This is a genomic window from Thiomicrorhabdus chilensis DSM 12352 (assembly GCF_000483485.1).
Lineage (GTDB): Bacteria > Pseudomonadota > Gammaproteobacteria > Thiomicrospirales > Thiomicrospiraceae > Thiomicrorhabdus > Thiomicrorhabdus chilensis.
Window position 1 is genome coordinate 801005 of the sequence record NZ_KI519609.1, and the last position, 21438, is coordinate 822442.

Genomic DNA, 21438 nt, shown 5'->3' on the forward strand with positions numbered 1-21438 from the left:
AAAATGAGCAGGCCTGGTCATTCTGGATTTGACCAGGCCTGTTTGTTTTTAGTTGAATGCGCTTGTAAGGATCGATTCCGACGGGATTCGTTTATTGCAGGGTGTCGTTATTTTCCGCAAACAAGGCGTCGATATCGGCTTCATTGAAGCGCATGTGGAAATTGCAGATTTCGTTGTGAATGACGATTTCTCCTTGCTCTTCGAGAATCTTGCGTACTTCCTTTTCACCGAGCGATTTAAGCATTTCCTCAACTCGTTCACGATCTTTAGGGCATTCGTAAACCACTTCCTGAGCCGTGAACAATTCAATCAGCTCTTCGTGGAACAGAAGATGCAATAAGGCTTCTGCCGGAAGGGCGCTGAGTTCTTCATCCTTGACCGTGGTGGTCAGATGAACGACACGTTCCCAGCCATCTTCATCCTGACCGTCGGTATCCGGCATCTTCTGAATCATAACCCCACCCAAATTTTTCTCATTCGCCGTCAGCCAGATTTTAGAAGGCAATTGTTCGGATTGGCTCAAAAACAGTTCGAAACATTCTGCAATGGTCGAGCCTTCGCGTGGTACATAAGACTGAAAGTGGTGTTGGGTCTGGGTGTTTTCAATGGTCACCAGAATCTGGCCATCGCCAAGCAGCTCGTCGATGCTGGATTCGTCGGTGATGGTTTGGTTGGTTTTAGCCACCCCGCGGATTTTCAGGTCATGGGTGACTTCTACCACCAACAGGGTAATCGGGCCGGATCCCTGAACCTGCAAGGTAATACGCCCCCGGTGTTTCATGCCGTTGGCCATCAGTACCGACATGGCAGTCAATTCACCCAGCAAGGAGACAATGGCTTTGGGGTAATGGCGTTCTTCGAGCATCGCCTGCCAGCTCTCTTCAAGGCGAATGTGTTGGCCACGAATATTGAGTTCTTTAAATAAAAAACGTTGTACGCTGTTGTGTGACATGGGCTTGTTTACTCTTTATCTACACGAAGTGGTTGGCGATGGTTCAAGAGGCGGCCAGAACCGACTCTTTGGCTTGCAGGTCGGCATGGTAAGACGATCTGACCATTGGCCCGGAGGCGACATTGGTGAAGCCCATCTGATAGCCGGCTTCCTCGACCTGTTTGAACTCTTCCGGCGTCCAGTATTTTTTGACGGCCAGATGGAAATTACTGGGTTGCAGATATTGGCCGACCGTGAGCATTTCGACATCGTGGGCGCGCAAGTCTTGCATGACCTGCAACAACTCTTCCATGGTTTCACCCAAGCCCACCATCAGTCCGGATTTGGTGATAACCTCCGGGTTCATTTCTTTAAAGCGTTTCAGCAAATCCAGTGAGGCCTGGTAGTCGGCTCCGGGGCGTGCCTCTTCATAAAGGCGTGGCACGGTTTCCAGATTGTGGTTGAGTACATCGGGCGGGACTTGTTGCAGGGTTTCCAGTGCGACACTCAGGCGACCTCTGAAGTCGGGTACCAGGGTTTCGATTCTTAGCGAGGGCAGGCTTTGACGCAGTGCCGAGACACAGTCGTTGAAGTGTTGGGCTCCACCGTCGCGCAGGTCGTCGCGATCCACCGAGGTGATGACCACGTACTTGAGCTGCATGGCTTTGACGGTGTCCGCCAGATGCTGGGGTTCTTCTTTATTCAACGGTTTGGGACGTCCGTGAGTCACGTCGCAGAACGGACATTTTCGGGTGCAGATATCACCCATGATCATGAACGTTGCGGTGCCGTGTCCAAAACATTCGCCCAGATTCGGACAGGACGCTTCCTCGCACACCGAATGCAGACCTTTTTCACGCATGATGGCCTTGAGTTCGGCCACTCGGTGAATGTCTTTGGCTTTAGGCAGCTGGGCTTTGATCCAGCGAGGTTTTTGCAGTTTCTCCGCATTTGGATCCGGGCGATGCTTTAAGGACTTGGTTTTGTATTGTCCTTTGGGCATGGCTTCATTTCGCGCTTTTAGACTCTCTCGGTTGCCAATGGAGTCGATGCTGATTTCTTGAAATTGAGGAGGATTTGACATGCTCTGAAACCGTCCGCTGCTGTTAATTGACCGCCTATTATAAAGGATTCGCGGGTTTTTCGCTGAATTTAAGCTTGGCTTGCGTTGGTGTAGCGTTGTAGCCCGGCTTGCAGAATATCTGACAGCTGTTGTCCCAGATCGGAGATGGGTGGGCAGGCCTGAGATTCCATCAAATCACACAGTTGCGCCATTTGCATGCCTTGCAGTCCACAGGGGTTGATCATCTGAAAAGGGGTGAGATCCATGTTCACATTCAGGGCGAGTCCGTGGTAACTTTTTTGACGCCGGATTTTCAGCCCAAGGGAGGCGATTTTGCGTCCCTGGACATAGACACCCGGAGCATCGGCACGCGCCTTGGAGTCGATGCCGAAGCGCTCAAGCAGTTGGATGATGGATTCTTCCATCAAGGTCACTAAAGCGCGCACCCCGATTTTGGCACGTTTCAAGTCCACCAGTACATAGACGACCAGCTGCCCCGGACCATGGTAGGTGATCTGTCCGCCCCGGTCGGTCTGCACCACAGGAATGTCCGGACAGAGGCTGAGTAGATGTTCGGCTTTGCCGTTCAGGCCTTGGGTGAAAACCGCCGGGTGTTCGACAATCCACAATTCGTCAGGGCTTGAGTCGTCGCGCTGGTTGGTGAAATCCTGCATGGCTTGCCAGGTGGTCTGGTAAGGCTGTATGCCCAATTCTCGGATCAGCATATCAAAGGTGTGCCGTTTAATTCTGTCAGGCGCAAACGCTTAAAGAGACCTTTGCACGAGTGGGGCGCGCTGAAAAAATGAGGAAAAAATTGACTGATTAAGGCAAAAATCGTAGGCAATAGCGAGCTATTGGCAAGGTTTTTAACGAAAAGCAGGCGGTTTTTAACCATTTTTACTCGCGTAACCATCTCGTGCAAAGGTCTCTTATAGTGTCATCAACACTTGGGGGTGCTTTTTCAGGTCGCCATAGATGCCGTGTATCTGCTCAATACATGTGGCGTAAAAGGTGATATTGACCGAAATGAATTTTTTGGCTTTGGAGTCTTTGATATGAATGTTTTCCCGAGTCACACTGGGGGCATACTTTTGTGTGACCTCGAAAACCAAATCAATGAACTCTTCGGTGTTGTGTCCCATCGCCTTTAGGCAGAAGTCGCACGGAAACTCGATCAAACTTTCGTTATCGGGAAGGTGTAAGTCTTTAGTCATGGCATGTACTCTCTGGTTAAAGGGAGGCTCAAGTATATTGCGCGATAAACTCGGCCTTGTAGTCCTGGTAATGCTGATGCAGTTTCTGCCATACCGGCCCGGGTCGGCCATCTCCGACTTCCTTGCCGTCTAGCTGGGTAACCGGAACCGCTTCTTTGGTGGAACTGGTCAACCAGATTTCATCGGCCGTTTGCAAATCCGCCAAACTCAGTTCCCGTTCAATAAAAGGAATATGGTGCTGATTGGCGACTTTTTCAATCACCAAACGGGTCACTCCGGGCAAAATATGCTGACTGTTTGGCGGGGTCAGCAGTTTTCCCTCTTTAACGATGACGACATTGCTGGCCGAGCCTTCGGTGACTTTGCCGTCCCGAGAGATCAGGATGGCGTCGTCGGCACCTTGCTGTTTGGCTGCCAGTTTCATCATAACGTTAGGCAATAGGGTGATTGCTTTGGTGTCACAGCGTAACCAGCGAATGTCTTCAAGGCTCACCACCTTGATGCCGTGGCTCAATATCTTGGCATCCAATGGTTTGAGGGGATTGGTATAGGCGTAAATGGTGGGGTGCAGGCAGTCTGCAGGCATATGGTCGCGTTGCATTTGAATGCCGCGGGTCACTTGCAGGTAGATGAACTGGTTTTCCCATGGGTGTTTTTTGACCAGGCCTGTCAACAGATCTAACCACTCTTCATCGGTCAGAGGGTTGGGGATGCTGACCGCTTGCAAACTGTTTTTAAGACGCTGCAAGTGTTCAGGCCAGGCAAACAGTTTGCGTTGGTAGACCGGAATGACTTCGTAGATGCCGTCCCCAAACAGAAAGCCCCTGTCCTGGGTGGAAATCTTAGAATCGGCCATGGGGAGATATTCTCCGTTCAGATAGACGATCTGTTGCATGACCGGAGATTCATTTTGACTCATTTGTGTGATTTGTCCTAAATGTGACCGAAAGAATAGGCTCTTTCGGTCACTGAGTTAACTTAATCCAGAAAACTGAATAGAGAACTGAAGGTGCGTTTGATTTGGTCCATCAGTTTCTTGAAAAACGAGCCTTCTTCGACATTCGACAGAGCGACAAGCGGCTGTTCACTGATGACTTCACCATTGAGTGAGACATGCAATTGCCCAAGTGGCTGGTTGGTTTCGATCGGGGCGACAATGTCCGGCTCGATGCTGCTTTCAATTTGCAGGTTTTTGTATTGACCGCGTGGAATGGTGACATACAAATCCTGCTGCAGGCCAACCCCAAGAATGTCTTTGCTGCCTTCCCATACTCGTACGTCGTTCAGACGCTGGTTGGCTTTGTACAGCGGGTGGGTCTCGAAAAAGCGGAAACCGTAATTAAGCAGTTTTTGGGTTTCTTGAATGCGTTTTTCCATGCTGTTTGTGCCCAGCACAATACTGATGAGTCGCATATCGTCACGTTTGGCAGAGGATACCAGACAGAATCCGGCACTTTCGGTATGGCCGGTTTTCAGACCGTCAACCGTTGGGTCTTGCCACAACAGTTTATTACGGTTGTATTGGGTGATGCCGTTGAAGGTGAATTTTTTGTCGGAATACCATTTGTACTCTTCTGGAAACTTGGTGATCAGTGCTTTGGTTAAAATCGCCAAGTCGTGTGCGCTTGTATAGTGGTCAGGATGCGGCAAGCCGGTGGCATTCATGAAATGGGTGTTTTCCATGCCCAAGTTTTTGGCGTATTTGTTCATGAGCTGGGCAAATACTTCCTCGCTGCCGGCAATATGTTCGGCCAAGGCGACACTTGCATCATTACCGGACTGGATGACCATACCCTTGATCAGATCACGAACCGAAACCTGTTTGCCGACTTCAATGAACATCTTCGATCCAGGCATTTTCCAGGCTTTTTTGCTGATGGTGACCATTTCGTCCATGCTCATGTTGCCGTTGGTCAGTTCGTTGATGACCACGTAGCCGGTCATGATTTTGGTCAAGCTGGCGGGTTCGATTCGACTGTTAGGTTCCTTTTGCGCCAAAACTTTACCGCTATTGAAGTCAATCAGCAGGTGAGAGGTACCTGAAATCTTGGGTGCGGAAGGCACCACATGCGGGATAGCCGGTGCCGGAAGCGGCTGTTGGTTCGCTTGTGACAGTAATGGCGTCAGTAATAAAAATAGAAGAATCAATCGAGATTTGAGTGTTTGCATAATCATCCACTGTGCTCTGTTAAAAGCGTTTTGGTTAATAAAAGGGTCGGTCTTGGCGCGCCAGCTTCGGCGATTTGTTTAAGTGGGTTAATTTACCATATCCTAAAGCAAATCGAAATGCCCAGAGTGCCCTTAGCGGGATGAAAAGGGCTTAAGTGGGTTTGGTTATTGGGAAAGCAGTTTTTTATGTGTATGGATCGACATTAAGATGCCGAAACTGATCATTAGGGTAACCAGTGCGCTACCGCCATAACTCATCAGGGGTAGGGGGAGGCCGACGACCGGCAGCAGGCCACTGACCATGCCGATATTAACAAACACATAAACAAACAATGTCATCATCAGGCTGGATGCTACCAGACGCGAGAAATTCCCTTGAGCCTGGGATGCGATAAACAGCCCGCGAGCAATGACAAACACATATAAAGTGAGCAAGAGAATGACGCCGATCAGGCCAAATTCTTCCGCCAGTACCGAGAAGATGAAGTCAGTGGTGCTTTCGGGAAGAAAATCCAAATGGGCTTGGGTGCTGCCCATAAAACCCTTGCCTTCAATCCCACCGGAACCGATTGCGATTTTCGACTGGATAATGTGATAACCGCTGCCAAGCGGGTCGGTTTCGGGATCGAGAAAGGTCAATACCCTCTGTTTTTGATAAGCATGCATAAAATGCCAGACAATCGGCAGGCTCACCACCGTAGCGACAATCGCGCCGAAGATGATTTTCCAAGGCAGGCCTGCGAAAAACAGTACGAACAAACCGCTCATGGCGATCAGCAATGAAGTGCCGAGATCGGGTTGAACCACAATCAGTCCTGCTGTAAAAGCAATGAGCAGCGCGCCTACCGCCAGCCGTCGATAGCTTGGGGGCAGGTTGCTATGGGCAAATAACCAGGCGATGGTCATCGGCAGAACCAGTTTCATCAGTTCGGACGGCTGGAATTTCACCGGCCCAAGATCGAGCCAGCGCTGCGCGCCTTTGCCGACATCGCCAAACAGAATCACCGCAATCAGCATGAGGATGCCCGCCAAAAATAGCCACGGAGTAAACAGGTAGAGAATATTGGGCGGAATTTGCGCGAAAATCAACATCAAAGCCAAGGCAAACCCAATCCTCAAGATGTGGCGATAAGTGACGTCAATGTCGCCGCCGGAAGCACTGTAAACCAAAAGTGTACTGGCGCTGAGCAGCATGAGTATTCCTAATAACAGCCAGCCATCAATATGCAGGATGTCGAGAAACCCTTTGTTCCTGCGATAAACATTGTCCGTTTTGGTAAGCGCAATTTTCATAATGTAAACGCGTTCTCTTAAGGGTTGGTCTTTAAATATTCTTTTATGACGTTGACGGCCATGGGCGCGGCGGTACCACTGCCGCTACCGCCGTTTTCGACGATGACCGCGACGGCGATTTTTGGATTTTTCACTGGGGCAAAACCGATAAACAATGCGTGATCATGCAGGGATTTATCCAGGTTTTCGGCTTCATAATCGGCTTCGTTCAAACTGAAAACCTGAGCGGTACCGGTTTTTCCGGCCACTTCGAAGGGCAGGCCTGCGCCGTGACGGCGTGCGGTTCCTTTGGCACCATGCATGACATCGCGCATGGCTTTAATGACACGCTCCCAGTTTTTGATGTCTTTAATCTCGATCTGCTGCGGAGAGGCCAGTTCCTGACCTCTTAACAGGTGAGGCTGTATGATTTTTCCGCCGTTGGCTAGAATCGCAGTGGCTTTGGCCAGCTGCATGGGGGTTGTGAGGTTGTAGCCTTGACCAATCGAGCTGATGATGGTTTCTCCGCGATACCAGGGCAGGCCTTTGGTCTCACGTTTCCATTTTTGTGAGGGCAGGATGCCTTTGGATTCGCCCGGTATGTCCACGCCGGTCACGGCTCCGAAACCGAATGGTGCCATGGCATCATGAATAGCGTCTATCCCCATATCCAGACTGAGTTCATAGAAATAGGTGTCGCAGGATTGGACAATCGCATCGCTCATGTCGACCAATCCATGACCGTAGCGTTTCCAGTCACGGTAGCGATGCCCTTTGTATTCGAAATAACCGGGGTCAAATATTTTTTTGGTTGGGGAGATGTAGTCTTTTTCAATCGCACCCAAAGCGACAAAAGGCTTGATGGTCGAGCCGGGAGGGTATTTGCCGTTGATGCCGCGATTGATGAAAGGTTTGTGCGGATTATTAAGCAGGCCACTGTAGGATTTCTGGTCAATCCCGTCAACAAACAGGTTGGGGTCAAACGTCGGCATGCTGACGTACGTTAGAATTTCGCCGTTTCTGGGATCAATGGCAATGATGGAGCCACGTTTGTGCTTGGTAAACAGGGATTCGGCGTACTGTTGGAGTTTGATGTCGAGTGTCAGCTGGATGTCTTTTCCGGGAACAGCCGGAATGGTTTCCAGTTTACGTAATACGCGACCGCGTGCATTGGTTTCGACTTGCTGAATGCCGGGCTCGCCATGCAGCTTGTCCTCATAGTAACGTTCGATTCCCAGCTTTCCGATGACATCGGTGCCTCGGTAACTGCGTTCGTCCAGTCCGCTCATCTCCTTGGTGTTAATGCGCCCGACATAGCCAATGGCATGGACCCCGCTTGCCCCGAACGGGTAGGTTCGTTTAAGCCTGGCGGTTAAAACCACGCCTGGCATCTTGTGGCTTTGCACGGCAAATTCGGCCGCCTCGGATTCACTTAGGCTGTAGGGCAGTAATAGCGTTTTTGAACGGCTGGTTTTGCGTAACTTATCAAAGAATTTGCTGCGTTGCGACTCTGAGAAATTAGGAAGAAGCTTAGCCAAATGTTGTTCGATTTCGGCTAGGTCCTCAATTTTTTCCCGGGTCAGTTTCAGGGTGAAAACCGGCTGGTTGTCCGCTAATAACAGTCGGTTGCGGTCATAGATTTTTCCTCGGGTAGGTGATAGGGTTTCCACCGAGATTCGGTTGTCTTCCGCAAGCAGGTGATAACGCTCAAAGTCGATCCATTGCAGGTAGGCCATGCGCCCAATCAAAACCGTAAAGAGAGACAGCACAAACAGGAAAGCGAAAATCAGACGATTGCGGAACAGATTTTTTTCTGCCTGAGCTTCTGCGTCACTGTTGAACTCTAAGTGTTCATTCATGATGCTCGCCTAATGGGTATAAAGTTTTTGGGTCAACCACCTGAGGCTGAGCGCCAAAATTGGCCAGATAATTAATCCGGTGAATGGCATGAGCCAGAAACGTATGGACTGTTGTTGGTCAAGAACCGGCGCATAGAGAAGATACGACAGGAATTGGTAAACGAATAGGTAAAACACCATTACGAGCGCTTGCTGAAGCACCGAGTGAGAACGGAACAGTAAACGGTAACGCAGCATAATGAAGGTGATGGTGATGAAGATTAATGCATGGGTGCCGAGTATGGTTTGGTAGAGCGCATCCAACAGCAAACCGAGAATGAAGGCCGCAATCAGGTGAGTGTTTTTTAAAAACTGTGCGCTCCAGTACATTAAAAACAGAAGTGTCATGGGAGGAGCCAACAACTGGGCATCCTGGAGACTCATCATGGTGTCCAGAATCAACCCCAATAGAAGTGTCAACAGTACCAGCCAGCGCGCTTGGGCAAGTTCTAGATTCAGAAAACGGTCAGTCATTTGGATTGACCTTCGGTTTTTGAGTGAGGATCAAGACCTTGTGCGCCTGACGTGAGTTGGCGACTGGGGTGGCGGTGATTTCCAGATAAGGGTCTTCTTCAAGCTCTTTGATTTTGCTGATTCTGGCGACCGGATAGCCCGATGGAAATACTTTACCCAAACCGGAACTTTCGATCAGGTCGCCTACTTGCACTGAGCTGTTTTTGGGGATGAATAACAAGGTAACCGAGTCATGGCCGGTTCCGGTTAAGATGCCTCTTTGTCCGGTGCGTTGGATGCGCACCGGAATCTGATGGTCGGGGTCGGTAATCAGGAGTACGCGAGAGGTGGTGGGGGTGGTGTTGATGATTTGCCCCATGATTCCCTGCTCATCAATGACTACTTGTTGCTCCGCGACCTTGTCGAGATTTCCTTTGTTTAAGGTGATGAATTGCGAGAGTGGATTACTGCTGAAGAAAGTGACTGTGGCAATCTGTACACTTTGATTGTCCATTTTTCCGGTTGTGCCCAGCAGGCCTTCGAGTCGTGCGATCTCGAGTTCCATGTTGTTGAACTGTTGCACTTTTGCCTTTAACAACAAGATTTCGGTTTTGAGTTTTTGATTGGTGAGTTTGAGTTCATCCATCGAGGTGAAATCGGTGGTGACCAAGTCATAGACCTGTTTTGGAAAAGTGGCCGCCTGTTCAATCGGATTTAAGGTGGTCAGCAATACACTTCGGAAGCTGCCCATCAGCTTGCCGTAATGATCAGCCGCCATTAACGCAATCGCTAGAATGAATGCAATGACAAACTGCACGCCTTCTTGTTGTGGTGAGGATGCGCTGAGGTTGATGACTTACTCTCCAAGTCGTGTTTTCTCCGGTCCATGCTGGGAATGGTTTTATGAACCGGAAGTGGGTTTGCTTATTCGAATGAAAACAGATCCAAGCCTTTTTCATCCATTAACTCTAGGGCACGTCCGCCGCCACGGGCCACGCAGGTCAGCGGGTCGTCGGCGATAATGACCGGAATGCCGGTTTCTTCGGACAATAAAGTGCTTAGATTGCGCAATAAAGCTCCGCCACCTGTCAGGACGATACCATGTTCTGCGATGTCCGCACCCAGTTCCGGAGGGGTGTTCTCAAGCGCGGTACGGACTGCGCTGACAATCGCTGAAAGCGGTTCCTGAAGCGCTTCCAGAACCTCGTTGCTGTTCAGGGTGAAACGACGCGGAACCGCCTCGGCAATATTGCTGCCGTGCACTTCCATAGTATCGGGCTCCACCTCATGATAAGCGGTACCAATGGTTTTCTTGATTTTTTCCGCAGTACTTTCACCAATGACCATGCCGTAGTTGCGGCGCACATATTTGATGATGGCGTCGTCAAAACGATCCCCACCCACTTTTACCGAGTCAGACCAGACGATGCCGTTTAGAGACAGAGTGGCCACTTCGGTCGTACCGCCACCAATATCCACTACCATGGAACCGGTCGGTTCACTGACCGGCATGCCGGCACCGATAGCGGCGGCCATCGGTTCTTCAATCAAGTAGACTTCACGGGCACCCGCACCTGCAGCCGATTCGCGAATCGCACGACGTTCTACCTGGGTGGAACCACAAGGAACGCAAACCAGAACGCGAGGGCTGGGTTGAAAGAATTTGGCCTCATGTACCTTGCGGATGAAAGCTTGTAGCATTTTTTCGGTCACTTCAAAGTCCGCAATGACTCCGTCCTTCATCGGACGAACGGTTTGGATGTCCTGGTTTTCTTTACCCAGCATGAGCTTGGCGTTCTCACCGACCGCTACAATCGAGCGGCTGTTTGAGCCACGGCGGTTATTGCGGATGGATACCACAGAAGGCTCGTTTAACACCATGCCTTTGCCGCGAACATAGATCAGCGTGTTGGCAGTTCCTAAGTCGATGGATAGGTCGTTGGAAAAAAGTCCCATTAATTTTCGAAACATGTAGTCGAGTCCTTAAAAAACGGTAAAAAATAATCCAGTTATTCTATACCAACTCTTTGGTTTGAGGTGAGAAAAAAAGGGTAGCGGTGTTAAAAATTATTGATATCCACACAAACCCATTTTGCTGGAATGAGGCTTGGTTGAAATAAGTGTGAATTTTACGTTTAAGGTTCGTGTCACATCTTTTAAAAAGGGTGGGGTTAAGCCTATTTAGCTTTAGTGGATGCCTAAAATGTGGTATTTTATTGGGCTAAATTTTAATGATGAATTTTTAGGCTTTAGCGCTAGAGTCCGCTGAAGTCAAACCTTTGGAATTCGATTGGGAGAAAGGCGTGTCTTTAGGAAAAACCGAAGTGGAGTATATTTCTCGCTTATCGGCTATCGCGGTTGAAGAGAATGAAGTAGACCAGGTAGCGGCGAAACTTTCAAATATTTTAGATCTGTTTTCGCAAATGGAAGCAGCCGATACTGACGGAGTGGAGCCGATGGCGCATCCATTGGATCAGGTGCAGCGTCTGCGAGCGGATGTGGTGACCGAACAGGATCAGCACGAGAAGCTTCAGGAGATCGCGCCTTCCGCCGAGGCCGGATTGTATTTAGTGCCACAAGTCATTGAGTGAGTGAATAATTAAAATGCATAACTTAACCATTAAACAGATGAGTGAGAAGTTGCATGCGGGTGAAATCACCAGTGTGCAGCTGACACAACATTACCTGGATCGTATTTCAAAATACGACACTGAACTCAATGCGTATGTGAGCGTTACGCCTGAATTGGCGATGATGATGGCCGAACAGGCCGACAAAAAGTTGGCTTCCGGCGAAGCGGATCTGTTGACCGGGATTCCGGTCGCGCACAAAGACATCTTTTGTACCGATGGTGTGAAGACTTCCTGCAGCTCCAAAATGCTGGATAACTTCATCGCTCCTTATGACGCCCATGTGGTTTCCCAGTTGAAAAAGGTCGGCATGCCGATTCTGGGTAAAACCAATATGGATGAGTTTGCCATGGGCTCTTCGTCGGAGAGCAGTTATTACGGCCCGACTAAAAACCCGTGGAACCATCAAGCGGTTCCGGGCGGCTCTTCAGGCGGTGCGGCGGCGGTAATCGCGGCCGGTCTGGCCCCGATGGCGACCGGTACCGATACCGGTGGTTCGATTCGCCAGCCGGCTTCTTTCTGCGGCATTACCGGAATCAAACCGACTTACGGTTCGGTTTCGCGTTTTGGAATCGTCGCTTATGCGTCGAGTTTCGATCAGGCCGGCCCCATGACACGTTCGGCTCAAGATTCCGCCTGGTTGTTGAATGCCATGGCCGGTTTTGACGAACGTGATTCGACCTCTTTGCAGCGTGAAGCGGTGGACTATGCGGCCGAGTTGGGACAGTCTCTGAAAGGGCTCAAGGTCGGTGTTCCGGCCGAGTATTTCGGCGAAGGTCTTGATGCGGATGTGGAGGCGGTGGTTCGTGACGCGATTGCCGAAGTCGAAAAGTTGGGTGCCGAAGTGGTGGAAGTCCACCTGCCGAACAAGGATTTGGCTGTGCCTTCCTATTATGTGTTGGCACCGGCTGAGGCTTCGTCGAACCTGTCTCGTTTCGACGGGGTGCGTTTCGGTTACCGTTGCGAAAATCCAAAAGACCTGGAAGACCTGTATAAACGTTCCCGTTCAGAAGGGTTGGGTGCCGAGGTTAAGCGCCGTATCATGGTGGGGGCCTATGCGCTTTCCGCCGGTTATTACGATGCCTATTATCTCAAAGCACAGAAGTTACGCCGTATGGTACGTGACGACTTCACCAAAGCGTTTGAATCGTGTGATGTGATCATGGGGCCGGTGGCTCCGACCCCCGCGTTTAATATCGGTGAAAAAACCGATGATCCGACCAGCATGTATCTGGCGGATTTATATACCATTCCGGTAAACCTAGCAGGCCTGCCTGGAATTTCGGTTCCGGCCGGTTTTGTAAACGACCGTCCTGTAGGGCTCCACATTGTGGGTCCATATTTTAGTGAAACCAAATTGTTGAATGTTGCGCATCAATATCAACAAGTGACCGACTGGCATACTCGCATGCCGGCACAATATCAATAAGGCAGGGGGAGTTTACAATATGAGTTGGGAAGTCGTTATTGGTTTGGAAATTCACGCACAGTTGACTACAAACACCAAAATTTTTTCGGGGGCTTCGATCGCTTATGGTGCGCAGCCAAATACTCAGGCCTGTCCGATTGACGTGGGGATGCCGGGGATGTTGCCGGTGTTGAACGAAGCCGTCATCGGCAAGTCGGTCATGTTGGGATTGGCGTTGGATGCAGAAATCGGCCGCAAATCGGTGTTTGACCGTAAAAACTATTTTTATCCGGATTTGCCGAAAGGTTATCAGACCTCGCAGTTTAATTATCCGATTGTCGGCAAGGGAAAGTTGGAGATCGAGGTCGATGGGGTTAAAAAGACCATTGGCGTAACTCGCGCGCACTTGGAAGAGGATGCCGGTAAGTCGATCCACGGTGCGGTAGCCGGACAGACCGGCATCGATTTGAACCGTGCCGGAACGCCGTTGCTGGAAATCGTTTCCGATCCGGATTTGTCTTCGGCCAAAGAAGCGGTGGCCTATGCGCGTAAAATGCATGAACTGGTGCAGTATCTGGGGATTTGTGACGGGAATATGCAGGAAGGGTCTTTCCGTGTGGATTCGAACGTGTCGGTACGCCGTCCCGGAGAGCCGTTGGGGACGCGTGCCGAGTTGAAAAACATCAACTCCTTCCGTTTCATCGAGAAAGCGATCGAATTTGAGATCGAACGCCAGATCGAACTGCTGGAAAGCGGCGGCAAGGTGGTTCAGGAAACCCGTTTGTACGATTCCGAGAATGATGTGACGCGCTCGATGCGTACCAAAGAAGAAGCCAACGACTATCGTTATTTCCCTTGTCCGGATCTGTTGCCGGTGGTGATTACCGAAGAGACCATTGAGCAGATCAACGCTTCCATGCCGGAACTGCCGGATGCCAAGCGTGCACGTTATGTGGCCGACTTTGGTTTAAGTGATTACGACGCTGGCGTGTTGACTGGGTCGCGAGACATGGCGGAATTTTTTGAATCGGTGGTGGAGAAAACCGCTGCCAAGGATATCAAATTATGCGCCAACTGGATGACTTCCGGATTCTCCGGTGCCTTGAACAAGGGTGGATTGACTGTGAAGCAATCGCCGATTGATGCCGATAAGATGGCCGGTATGTTGAATCGCATTATCGACAACACCATTTCCGGAAAAATCGCCAAGCAGGTGTTTGATGCGATGTGGAATGGCGAAGGGTCGGCAGATGAGATCATCGAAAGCAAAGGCTTGAAACAGATTACCGACAGTGGCGCGATTGAGGCCTTGGTGGATGAAGTCTTGGCCAACAACCCGTCTCAGGTCGAAGCCTACAAGGGCGGGCAGGAGAAGATGTTGGGCTATTTTGTCGGACAGATCATGAAAGCCTCCGGTGGGCAAGCGAATCCGGGGCAAGTTAACCAGATATTGAAGGCCAAGTTAAGCGATTAACCAAAACCGGCAGGCCTGTCTATAAGACTGGAGTCGATGATAGACAGGTCTGTTGAAAATAGTTGGAAAATCGTGCCTCTAACACTTGAAAGGTTATAAAAAAACCTTATAGTTAGGATATGCCGATTTAATCATAACGTTTGCTCGTTATAGTCGTTATGACGAGCGGTAACCAAATCACAATCACCTTCATAAGGAGAAAATAATGAAGCGTATTGGTTTATTTATTTTGACGAACATTGCCATCATCGCCGTCATTTCGATTGTGCTGATGATCTTGAATGCAATGGGTGTGAATGTCACCTCGCTGCAGGCTGACGGCCGTAGTTTGGATTATGCCGGCCTGTTCACTTTTGCGATGGTGATCGGTTTTGCCGGTTCTTTCATCTCTTTGGCGATGTCCAAGTGGATGGCGAAAAAGTCTGTGGGTGCCGAAGTGATCACCGTAGCGCGTAACGCTGACGAAGCTTGGTTGTTGGAAACGGTTCAGCGCCAAGCCCAAAAAGCCGGCATTGGTATGCCGGAAGTGGCAATCTACCACTCTCCGGAGCCGAACGCATTCGCCACCGGTATGTCTAAAAACAAGGCTTTGGTTGCCGTATCAACCGGGCTGTTGCGCAATATGCGCCAGAACGAAGTGGAAGCGGTACTCGGGCATGAGGTGGCGCACGTTGCCAATGGTGACATGGTAACCATGGCGTTGTTACAAGGTATTGTGAACACCTTTGTTATCTTCTTCGCACGTATCGCCGGCCACTTTGTGGATCGTGTGATTCTTAAGAATGAAGAAGGTCACGGCATCGGTTATTTTGTGGCGTCATTCATTTTCGAAATCCTGTTTGGTATCTTGGCGAGCATGATCACCATGTGGTTCTCGCGTAAACGTGAGTTTCATGCGGATAACGGCGGTGCTTACCTGGCCGGTAAAGAGAACATGATTGCCGCTCTAGAGCGTTTGCAAACCATGACTCCGGGTCAATTGCCGGATCAGATGGCAGCGTTTGGTATCTCCGACTTCAAGAGCAAGTTTGGTGCGGCTTTCTCATCTCATCCTCCATTGGCGGATCGAATTGCGGCCTTGAAAGCGACACCGCAAGCGGAGTTGCAGATTGCCTAACCGCTTCTGACAGAGACAAAAAAAGCCCCGATATTCGGGGCTTTTTTATGTCCGCAACAAACGTTTGTGCTTAGATTGTTAAGGCTTTCACTTATTGACCGGTGCCGAAGTTGTCGACCACATAATCGATGTCTTTGTCTCCGCGTCCAGACAGATTGATGAGAATCGTCGATCCGGGGTTGGCTTGAGCGTGTTTCATCGCCCAGGCGACAGCGTGGGAACTCTCCAGGGCGGGAATGATGCCTTCCAAACGGCACAGCTGATAAAACGCATCCAGTGTCTCGTCATCGGTAACTGCATGGTAATTGACCTTGCCGATGGTTTTTAAGTAGGAGTGTTCAGGCCCGACACCCGGATAATCCAAACCGGATGCGATGGAGTGAACCGGTGCCGGGTTGCCCTCTGCATCTTCTAACAGCAGGCATTTGAAGCCATGGATCATGCCGGGTTTTCCATAGGTCATGGTGGCAGAGTGCTCACCGAGTTCGGTGCCGCGTCCCAATGGTTCAACGCCGTTCAAGCCAACGCCTTCATCGTCAATGAAACCTGCAAACATGCCCATTGCATTGGAGCCTCCGCCGACACAGGCACCGACTTGATCCGGCAGTTCTCCGGTCATTTCCAGGAATTGTTCGCGCGCTTCATGGCCAACTACTGACTGGAAGTTGCGCACCATTTGCGGGAAAGGGTGCGGGCCGACGACCGAACCAATCGCGAACAGCGCGGTATCCGCTTGGGGAACATAGGATTGGAAAGCCGAGTCGACCGCTTCTTTTAGGCTGCGCCCGCCGAAAGAAACCGGCACGACATTGGCCCCCATCAGTTTCATACGGGTGACATTGGGCGCTTCCTTGGCGATGTCGATTTCACCCATGTGTATTTCACACTCCAATCCAAAATAGGCGGCGGCGGTTGCCAGTGCTACGCCGTGCTGTCCGGCACCGGTTTCGGCGATGAGTTTGGTTTTCCCCATGTGTTTCGCCAACAGGGCCTCTGCCATGCAGTGGTTGAGTTTATGCGCACCGGAATGATTCAGGTCTTCACGTTTTAAGTAGATGTGAGCGCCAAACTTTTTACTCAGGTTGTGGGCGTAATAAACCGGCGTTGGGCGGCCTTGGTAGTGTTTGCGAATGTACTTGAGTTCGTTTAAGAAATCGGCGGACCGGCCCAATTCAAGATAGGCCTGGTTGATTTCTTCGAAATGCGGAATCAGTTCAGGGGGTAAAAAAGCCCCACCAAAATCACCAAAATACCCCTCTTGATTGGGGAAATTCTTCAAATAAGACATTCGTTTCTCTCTCCTTAATAAACGCTCATGATGATGTTATGTTTTTGTGTAGAGATAAGCATACAACGAAAATAACTGAGAAGGTATATAGAAATATCAATGTCGTCAGAAAATGCCTGAATGGGCGACAACGGCCAGCAATTGGCCGTTCGAGGAGATGGGTTGCAGAAGCTTACTCAGCTAGGCGTTTTTGCCCTTCCGACTGGATGCGTTTGATCATGTGATAGAGTCCGGTAGAGCGGTTTGGGCTGAGCTGTTGCAGCAAGCCAATTTTCCCTAAAAATTCCAAAGGAGCATTCGCCACTTCTTGTGGAGTGCGGCCATTGTAGACTCGGAGCAATAGAGCGATGAGACCGGATACGATGGCGGCATCGCTTTTGGCCTGCATGTATAGGCGGCCATCGTGTTCTTCAATATGGATCCAGACTTGAGATTGGCATCCATGGATGCGGTTCTCTTCTGTTTGAAAGCTATCATCCAGCTGCTGCAGTTGTTTACCCATGTCAATCAGGTACTTGTAGCGGTCTTTCGGATTGGCGAAATGGGTGAAACGTTTAATCAGATCCGCTTGCACTTCTTCGATGGTCTGTTTTGGCGGGGTGAATTCCACACTGATTTCCTCGGTTATTTCGTTAGGCGCTCATAATACCATTTTTGGCAAATGATCTAAATGCCGAAAATATTTGAGATATTACTGGGATGATAATGGTTGGGAATCTACTTATTGCGATTTAACAGGGTCATAGGTATATTAGAGCGCTAAAAATATTTAAACCCTAGACATTTAGGAGTCACGTCTATGATGAAACGTAGAGAATTACTGAAATCCGCTTTTGGTTTGACCGCAGGTTTGGTTGGAGCTTCTGCACTGAGCCCACTTTATGCAAACGATTCTATGGAATTCAGGGGCCCGGATGTGCCAGATGTTGAGGCCGTTAAGGTCAACAGTCGTTGTTACTATATTCCTGCCATGGGGCCGCACCCAACGCCGGATAACTTCGGTATGTTCAGTAACCCAGGCTTTATCGTGACTTCCGAAGGGGTTGTGGTTGTGGATACCGGAAGTTCGGTGCAAATCGGTGAGATGGTATTGCGTCAAATCAAAAAAGTCACCGATAAACCGGTCATCAAGGTGATCAACACGCACTATCATGGCGACCACTGGTTGGGCAATCATGCGTTTGTGGCGGCCAACCCGAATGTTGAAATTTATTCGCACCCAACCATGCCTAAAGTGCTGAAGGCTGGACAAGACCAGTTTTGGTTCGATTTCATGCAGTCGCAGACCAACAACAAAATCACTGGAACTGTGATTACTCCGCCAGACAAGCCGTTGAATGGGGGAGAAGAGATCAAGCTGGGTGATACGACCTTGAAGATTCACCATTTTGGTAAAGTGCATACCGAATCGGATATCGCGGTGGAAGTGGTAGAAGAGAAAACCATGTACATGGGGGATATGGTCATGCGTCGTATCGCCAATATGGAAGATGGTTCATTTGTCGGCAGCATCAAGGCTCTGGATACGATTTCCAAAATGCCGTTGGATGTTTTCATTCCGATGCACGGCAAGCATGAGGACGTTCAGTTGATCAAGGACGGCAAGGAATTTATGGATACCATCTACAGCCGTGTGACTGAGTACTATGATGAAGGTTTGTCGGACTTTGAGATGAAACCTAAGATCATGGCCGAACCCTTTATGCAGAATGAAGCCAGCAAATGGTCGGGTTATGAAAGTACCATCGGTAAGTTTATCGTGGTTGCCATCGCCGAAGTGGAAAGAAACATGTTTTAACCCCATTTGAATTCAGTGGGTAATAAAAAACCGGAAGGGTCGAGCCCTCTTCCGGTTTTTTTGTTTTTGAAGCCTGAAAACGGGCAGGCCTGTCAACTGAGTATGATTAGTCGATAAAGTCGAGGATGGCATCCAGTCCGCGATAGTTTAGGGCGGTGTCGGCCTGTTCCTGAACGGCTGGTTTGGCGTGATAGGCGACACTTAACCCCGCTTCCTGCATCATCATCAGATCGTTGGCACCATCGCCCACAGCGATGGTTTGGCTCATCAGGATTTCCATCTGCTCACACAGTTCAATTAGGAAGTCGGCTTTGGCTTGCGGACCCACAATCGCACCTTCCAAGCTACCGGTTAATTGTTCATGCTCAATAGATAAAACATTGGCGCGGGTGAAATCGATTCCCAGTCGTTCTTGCAGTTTTTGGGTGAAGAAAGTGAAGCCGCCTGACACCAAAGCAAATTTGACCTCATTTTGTTTCAAACCGTCGATCCAAGTTTCCGCGCCGGGGTTCAGTCCTAGGCGGTTGTCATAGACATGTTGTAAAGCGGACGTTTCCAGTCCTTTTAACAGAGAGACACGTTCAATCAGAGATTCTTCGAAATTCAGTTCACCACGCATGGCGGCTTCGGTGATGGCCGCAACTTGAGGTTTGACGTTGATAAAGTCGGCAATCTCATCCACACACTCGATATTGATCAGGGTGGAGTCCATGTCGCTGATGAGCAGTCGTACCGACGCGGCATCAAAGTTTTCAGGAATGAGATTGATGTCCAGCTGCAGGGTTTGGCTGAGTTCCGTAAGTTGGCTTTTTTCAGGCGTCACGTCCGGAGTGGCGCGGAAATGGTTGTTGATCAGGGTCAGTTTGCCCAGTTTACGTTCAAGTGTTTTGCTTTGCTCGAAGTTGAGTGTATTGGTGTGGATGATAACGGTTGCCATGAAATGTCCTGTTGCTGGTGGGGCTTTAGAGCCTCAAATTGGAACTTATTGTTCGTAAGTGGGCACTATTTTAGTCTTAGAGAGGATATCCTGCAAAGATTGTTGTTTGCGGCTGGTAAAAAGCGTGATCCAGCCGATCAGACAAAACAGTACCGTCCACAGGAAACGCAAGTTGGCATTGTGGCGAGTGAGCAGATAGCCGTCCTCACGTACGAGCTTGAGTTTCCAGGTGCGTAGCCCTGGAGTTTGTCCCGATTGAGTCCAGAAATAGGTGAGATAGAAATAGGTGATTGCCAATAGATAAAGCTGAAATCCCAAGCTTGCAGCGGGCCGGTTTTGCAGTGTTTCTCCTTGCCAAAGCACATAAGGTAGGGCAGCCATAAACCAGACGGCACATAACAAAATGAAATCATAACCAAGGGCAAATAGAATTTTGAATCGGTTCATGGGACTCTGTCATTTATAATGGATGGCAATATTGTACACTTTCATGTGGTTGGGATGTTTTTTGTCTGTGATTTGCTTGTGGGGTTGAGATGAATTTGTTTGCAGAAGGGTTAAGTTTGTCCTGGATGGTTGGCAGTCTGTTGATTTTGGCAGGCCTGTTGATTTGGGCGGTTCGGACGGCACCCTGGTATAAAATTCAAAATGACAAGGGGGCGCAACATGTCATTTTGGCGGCCTCATTGATTGTGTTTTTGACTTGGCAGTTTGCCGCTAGTTTGGGGGATGGCGTTACCTTTCACTTTTTATTGATGACCACTGTGACGTTGATGTTTGGGCCGCAGTTCGCCATTTTGGCGATGAGCCTTGCCCTGATTGGCGTGACCCTGCAGTCCGGTTTGGGTTTTTTGGGCTTTGGTGTCAATGCACTTTTGATGGGAGCGATACCGGTTTTTATCACCTGGTGGATGGCGCGTTGGGCATTTAATGTATTGGATCGTAATATTTTTGTGTTTGTGTTTTTCAATGCATTTTTATCAGCGGCAGTCGGAGTGGTGGTCTCGTTGGGCATGGCAGCTCTAGTGATGTATGCAGCCGAAATCCAAAGTTACGAAACCCTTAAACAAAGTTTCATTCCGTATATCCCGTTATTGGCCATGCCGGAAGGTTTTGTGAATGGCATGTTGATGATGGCTTTTGTTCTGTTTAAACCCGAATGGGTCAGCTCGTTCAGTGATCGGGATTATTTTAATTAGCCGTGATGGGGTGGTCGCGTGACGAGGATGAAGGAATGGGTGGTCTTTTTGATATTTTGATGTTCATAAAAAAACCGGCGAAAAGCCGGTTTTTAAATCGTAAACTTTAAATGGCGCTTATTTTTCCCAAGCAGCCTTAAGGTTTTCGTTTTCTTTCATTTGTGCAACTTCAGCGTGTGCAGATTTTTGAGCTTCTTTAGCCCATTTCAGTGCAGCGGCGTCATCACCTTTTGCTTTTGCTTTTGCAGCTAAGTCAAGATAGTGTTCGACGTAGCCCATTTTCATTTTCTTTTGTTTCCAAACATTGTCCATGGATTTCGCTTCTGCATGAGTTGCGGTAGCGTCTGCTACGACTGCGTCATAAGAATCGTTAGATTGAGTTGCCATGCTTGAACAGGCAGTTAAGTTTAGAGCTGCTGCGATAGCAAGACCGACTAAAACTTTCTTCATTATTGTTTTCCTCCAGTTGAAAGAGCTCTTTAATTGTAAGCCAAAATTATTGTAATGGGTGTTGGCTGTATGTAAAAGCTAAATAACGAACAGTTTTTTTACTGTTTTCGTCTAGATGCATACGTTATTAAGTTTAC

The 21438-nt window shown here is 49.4% G+C and carries 22 protein-coding genes; 6 read left to right on the forward strand and 16 right to left on the reverse strand.

Going from position 1 to position 21438, the window contains the following annotated elements:
- Window positions 1-91 precede the first annotated feature (91 nt).
- The 11 genes from hslO to B076_RS0103855 all read right to left on the reverse strand — a co-directional run bounded on the left by hslO (window position 92) and on the right by B076_RS0103855 (window position 10971).
- Entirely contained in the window at window positions 92-952 is an 861-nt protein-coding gene (hslO, locus tag B076_RS0103805; protein WP_028486136.1) for an Hsp33 family molecular chaperone HslO, read from the reverse strand.
- Between the two features lie 43 nt (window positions 953-995).
- Complete coding sequence (gene lipA / locus B076_RS0103810) at window positions 996-2015, reverse strand: lipoyl synthase (protein WP_038150393.1); 1020 nt, start codon at window positions 2013-2015, stop codon at window positions 996-998.
- Between the two features lie 68 nt (window positions 2016-2083).
- On the reverse strand, window positions 2084-2719 hold the full coding sequence (lipB, locus tag B076_RS0103815) for a lipoyl(octanoyl) transferase LipB (RefSeq protein WP_038150394.1): 636 nt from the start codon (window positions 2717-2719) through the stop codon (window positions 2084-2086).
- A 204-nt stretch (window positions 2720-2923) separates the two neighbouring features.
- Window positions 2924-3208, reverse strand: coding sequence for a YbeD family protein (locus tag B076_RS0103820; RefSeq protein ID WP_028486139.1), 285 nt, complete (start codon window positions 3206-3208; stop codon window positions 2924-2926).
- Between the two features lie 28 nt (window positions 3209-3236).
- Entirely contained in the window at window positions 3237-4127 is an 891-nt protein-coding gene (locus B076_RS0103825) for a D-amino acid aminotransferase (RefSeq protein WP_245566311.1), read from the reverse strand.
- 59 nt (window positions 4128-4186) lie between these two features.
- A complete protein-coding gene (locus tag B076_RS0103830) occupies window positions 4187-5377 on the reverse strand; it encodes a D-alanyl-D-alanine carboxypeptidase family protein (protein WP_028486141.1) in 1191 nt (396 codons plus the stop codon).
- A 165-nt stretch (window positions 5378-5542) separates the two neighbouring features.
- Complete coding sequence (gene rodA / locus B076_RS0103835; protein WP_028486142.1) at window positions 5543-6670, reverse strand: rod shape-determining protein RodA; 1128 nt, start codon at window positions 6668-6670, stop codon at window positions 5543-5545.
- Between the two features lie 17 nt (window positions 6671-6687).
- Window positions 6688-8508, reverse strand: coding sequence for a penicillin-binding protein 2 (mrdA, locus tag B076_RS0103840; RefSeq protein ID WP_028486143.1), 1821 nt, complete (start codon window positions 8506-8508; stop codon window positions 6688-6690).
- A 9-nt stretch (window positions 8509-8517) separates the two neighbouring features.
- Window positions 8518-9021 carry a rod shape-determining protein MreD gene (gene mreD / locus B076_RS0103845; RefSeq protein WP_028486144.1) on the reverse strand — a complete coding sequence of 168 codons (504 nt, stop codon included), beginning with the start codon at window positions 9019-9021 and terminating at the stop codon, window positions 8518-8520.
- The gene (gene mreC, locus B076_RS0103850) at window positions 9014-9817 is read right to left on the reverse strand and encodes a rod shape-determining protein MreC (RefSeq protein ID WP_051347156.1); all 804 of its coding nucleotides are present in this window, start codon (window positions 9815-9817) and stop codon (window positions 9014-9016) included. Before mreC ends, mreD begins: the two co-directional genes overlap by 8 nt.
- Before the next feature lie 107 nt (window positions 9818-9924).
- On the reverse strand, window positions 9925-10971 hold the full coding sequence (locus B076_RS0103855; protein WP_028486146.1) for a rod shape-determining protein: 1047 nt from the start codon (window positions 10969-10971) through the stop codon (window positions 9925-9927).
- Between the two features lie 332 nt (window positions 10972-11303).
- On the opposite strand from B076_RS0103855, the gene gatC reads away from it, so the two are divergent.
- From gatC to htpX, 4 genes are all read left to right on the forward strand, one after another.
- Complete coding sequence (gatC, locus tag B076_RS0103860) at window positions 11304-11591, forward strand: Asp-tRNA(Asn)/Glu-tRNA(Gln) amidotransferase subunit GatC (RefSeq protein ID WP_028486147.1); 288 nt, start codon at window positions 11304-11306, stop codon at window positions 11589-11591.
- Between the two features lie 13 nt (window positions 11592-11604).
- A complete protein-coding gene (gene gatA, locus B076_RS0103865) occupies window positions 11605-13059 on the forward strand; it encodes an Asp-tRNA(Asn)/Glu-tRNA(Gln) amidotransferase subunit GatA (protein WP_028486148.1) in 1455 nt (484 codons plus the stop codon).
- Between the two features lie 19 nt (window positions 13060-13078).
- On the forward strand, window positions 13079-14512 hold the full coding sequence (gene gatB / locus B076_RS0103870; RefSeq protein ID WP_028486149.1) for an Asp-tRNA(Asn)/Glu-tRNA(Gln) amidotransferase subunit GatB: 1434 nt from the start codon (window positions 13079-13081) through the stop codon (window positions 14510-14512).
- A gap of 205 nt (window positions 14513-14717) precedes the next feature.
- Window positions 14718-15629, forward strand: a complete 912-nt coding sequence (htpX, locus tag B076_RS0103875; RefSeq protein WP_028486150.1) for a protease HtpX — start codon at window positions 14718-14720, stop codon at window positions 15627-15629.
- 91 nt (window positions 15630-15720) lie between these two features.
- Here the strand turns inward: htpX and trpB are convergent, their stop codons facing one another.
- A complete protein-coding gene (gene trpB, locus B076_RS0103880; RefSeq protein ID WP_028486151.1) occupies window positions 15721-16917 on the reverse strand; it encodes a tryptophan synthase subunit beta in 1197 nt (398 codons plus the stop codon).
- A 172-nt stretch (window positions 16918-17089) separates the two neighbouring features.
- Window positions 17090-17527, reverse strand: a complete 438-nt coding sequence (locus tag B076_RS0103885) for a SufE family protein (protein ID WP_028486152.1) — start codon at window positions 17525-17527, stop codon at window positions 17090-17092.
- Window positions 17528-17716: 189 nt separating this feature from the next.
- Between B076_RS0103885 and B076_RS0103890 the strand changes: the two genes are divergently transcribed.
- Window positions 17717-18715, forward strand: coding sequence for an MBL fold metallo-hydrolase (locus B076_RS0103890; protein WP_038150396.1), 999 nt, complete (start codon window positions 17717-17719; stop codon window positions 18713-18715).
- 106 nt (window positions 18716-18821) lie between these two features.
- On the opposite strand, the gene serB is transcribed toward B076_RS0103890, so the two are convergent.
- The gene (serB, locus tag B076_RS0103895; RefSeq protein ID WP_028486154.1) at window positions 18822-19652 is read right to left on the reverse strand and encodes a phosphoserine phosphatase SerB; all 831 of its coding nucleotides are present in this window, start codon (window positions 19650-19652) and stop codon (window positions 18822-18824) included.
- Between the two features lie 45 nt (window positions 19653-19697).
- Window positions 19698-20099, reverse strand: a complete 402-nt coding sequence (locus tag B076_RS0103900; RefSeq protein ID WP_028486155.1) for an RDD family protein — start codon at window positions 20097-20099, stop codon at window positions 19698-19700.
- Between the two features lie 89 nt (window positions 20100-20188).
- Between B076_RS0103900 and B076_RS0103905 the strand changes: the two genes are divergently transcribed.
- On the forward strand, window positions 20189-20851 hold the full coding sequence (locus tag B076_RS0103905) for an energy-coupling factor ABC transporter permease (RefSeq protein WP_028486156.1): 663 nt from the start codon (window positions 20189-20191) through the stop codon (window positions 20849-20851).
- 117 nt (window positions 20852-20968) lie between these two features.
- Here the strand turns inward: B076_RS0103905 and B076_RS0103910 are convergent, their stop codons facing one another.
- The gene (locus B076_RS0103910) at window positions 20969-21301 is read right to left on the reverse strand and encodes a hypothetical protein (protein WP_028486157.1); all 333 of its coding nucleotides are present in this window, start codon (window positions 21299-21301) and stop codon (window positions 20969-20971) included.
- Window positions 21302-21438 lie beyond the last annotated feature (137 nt).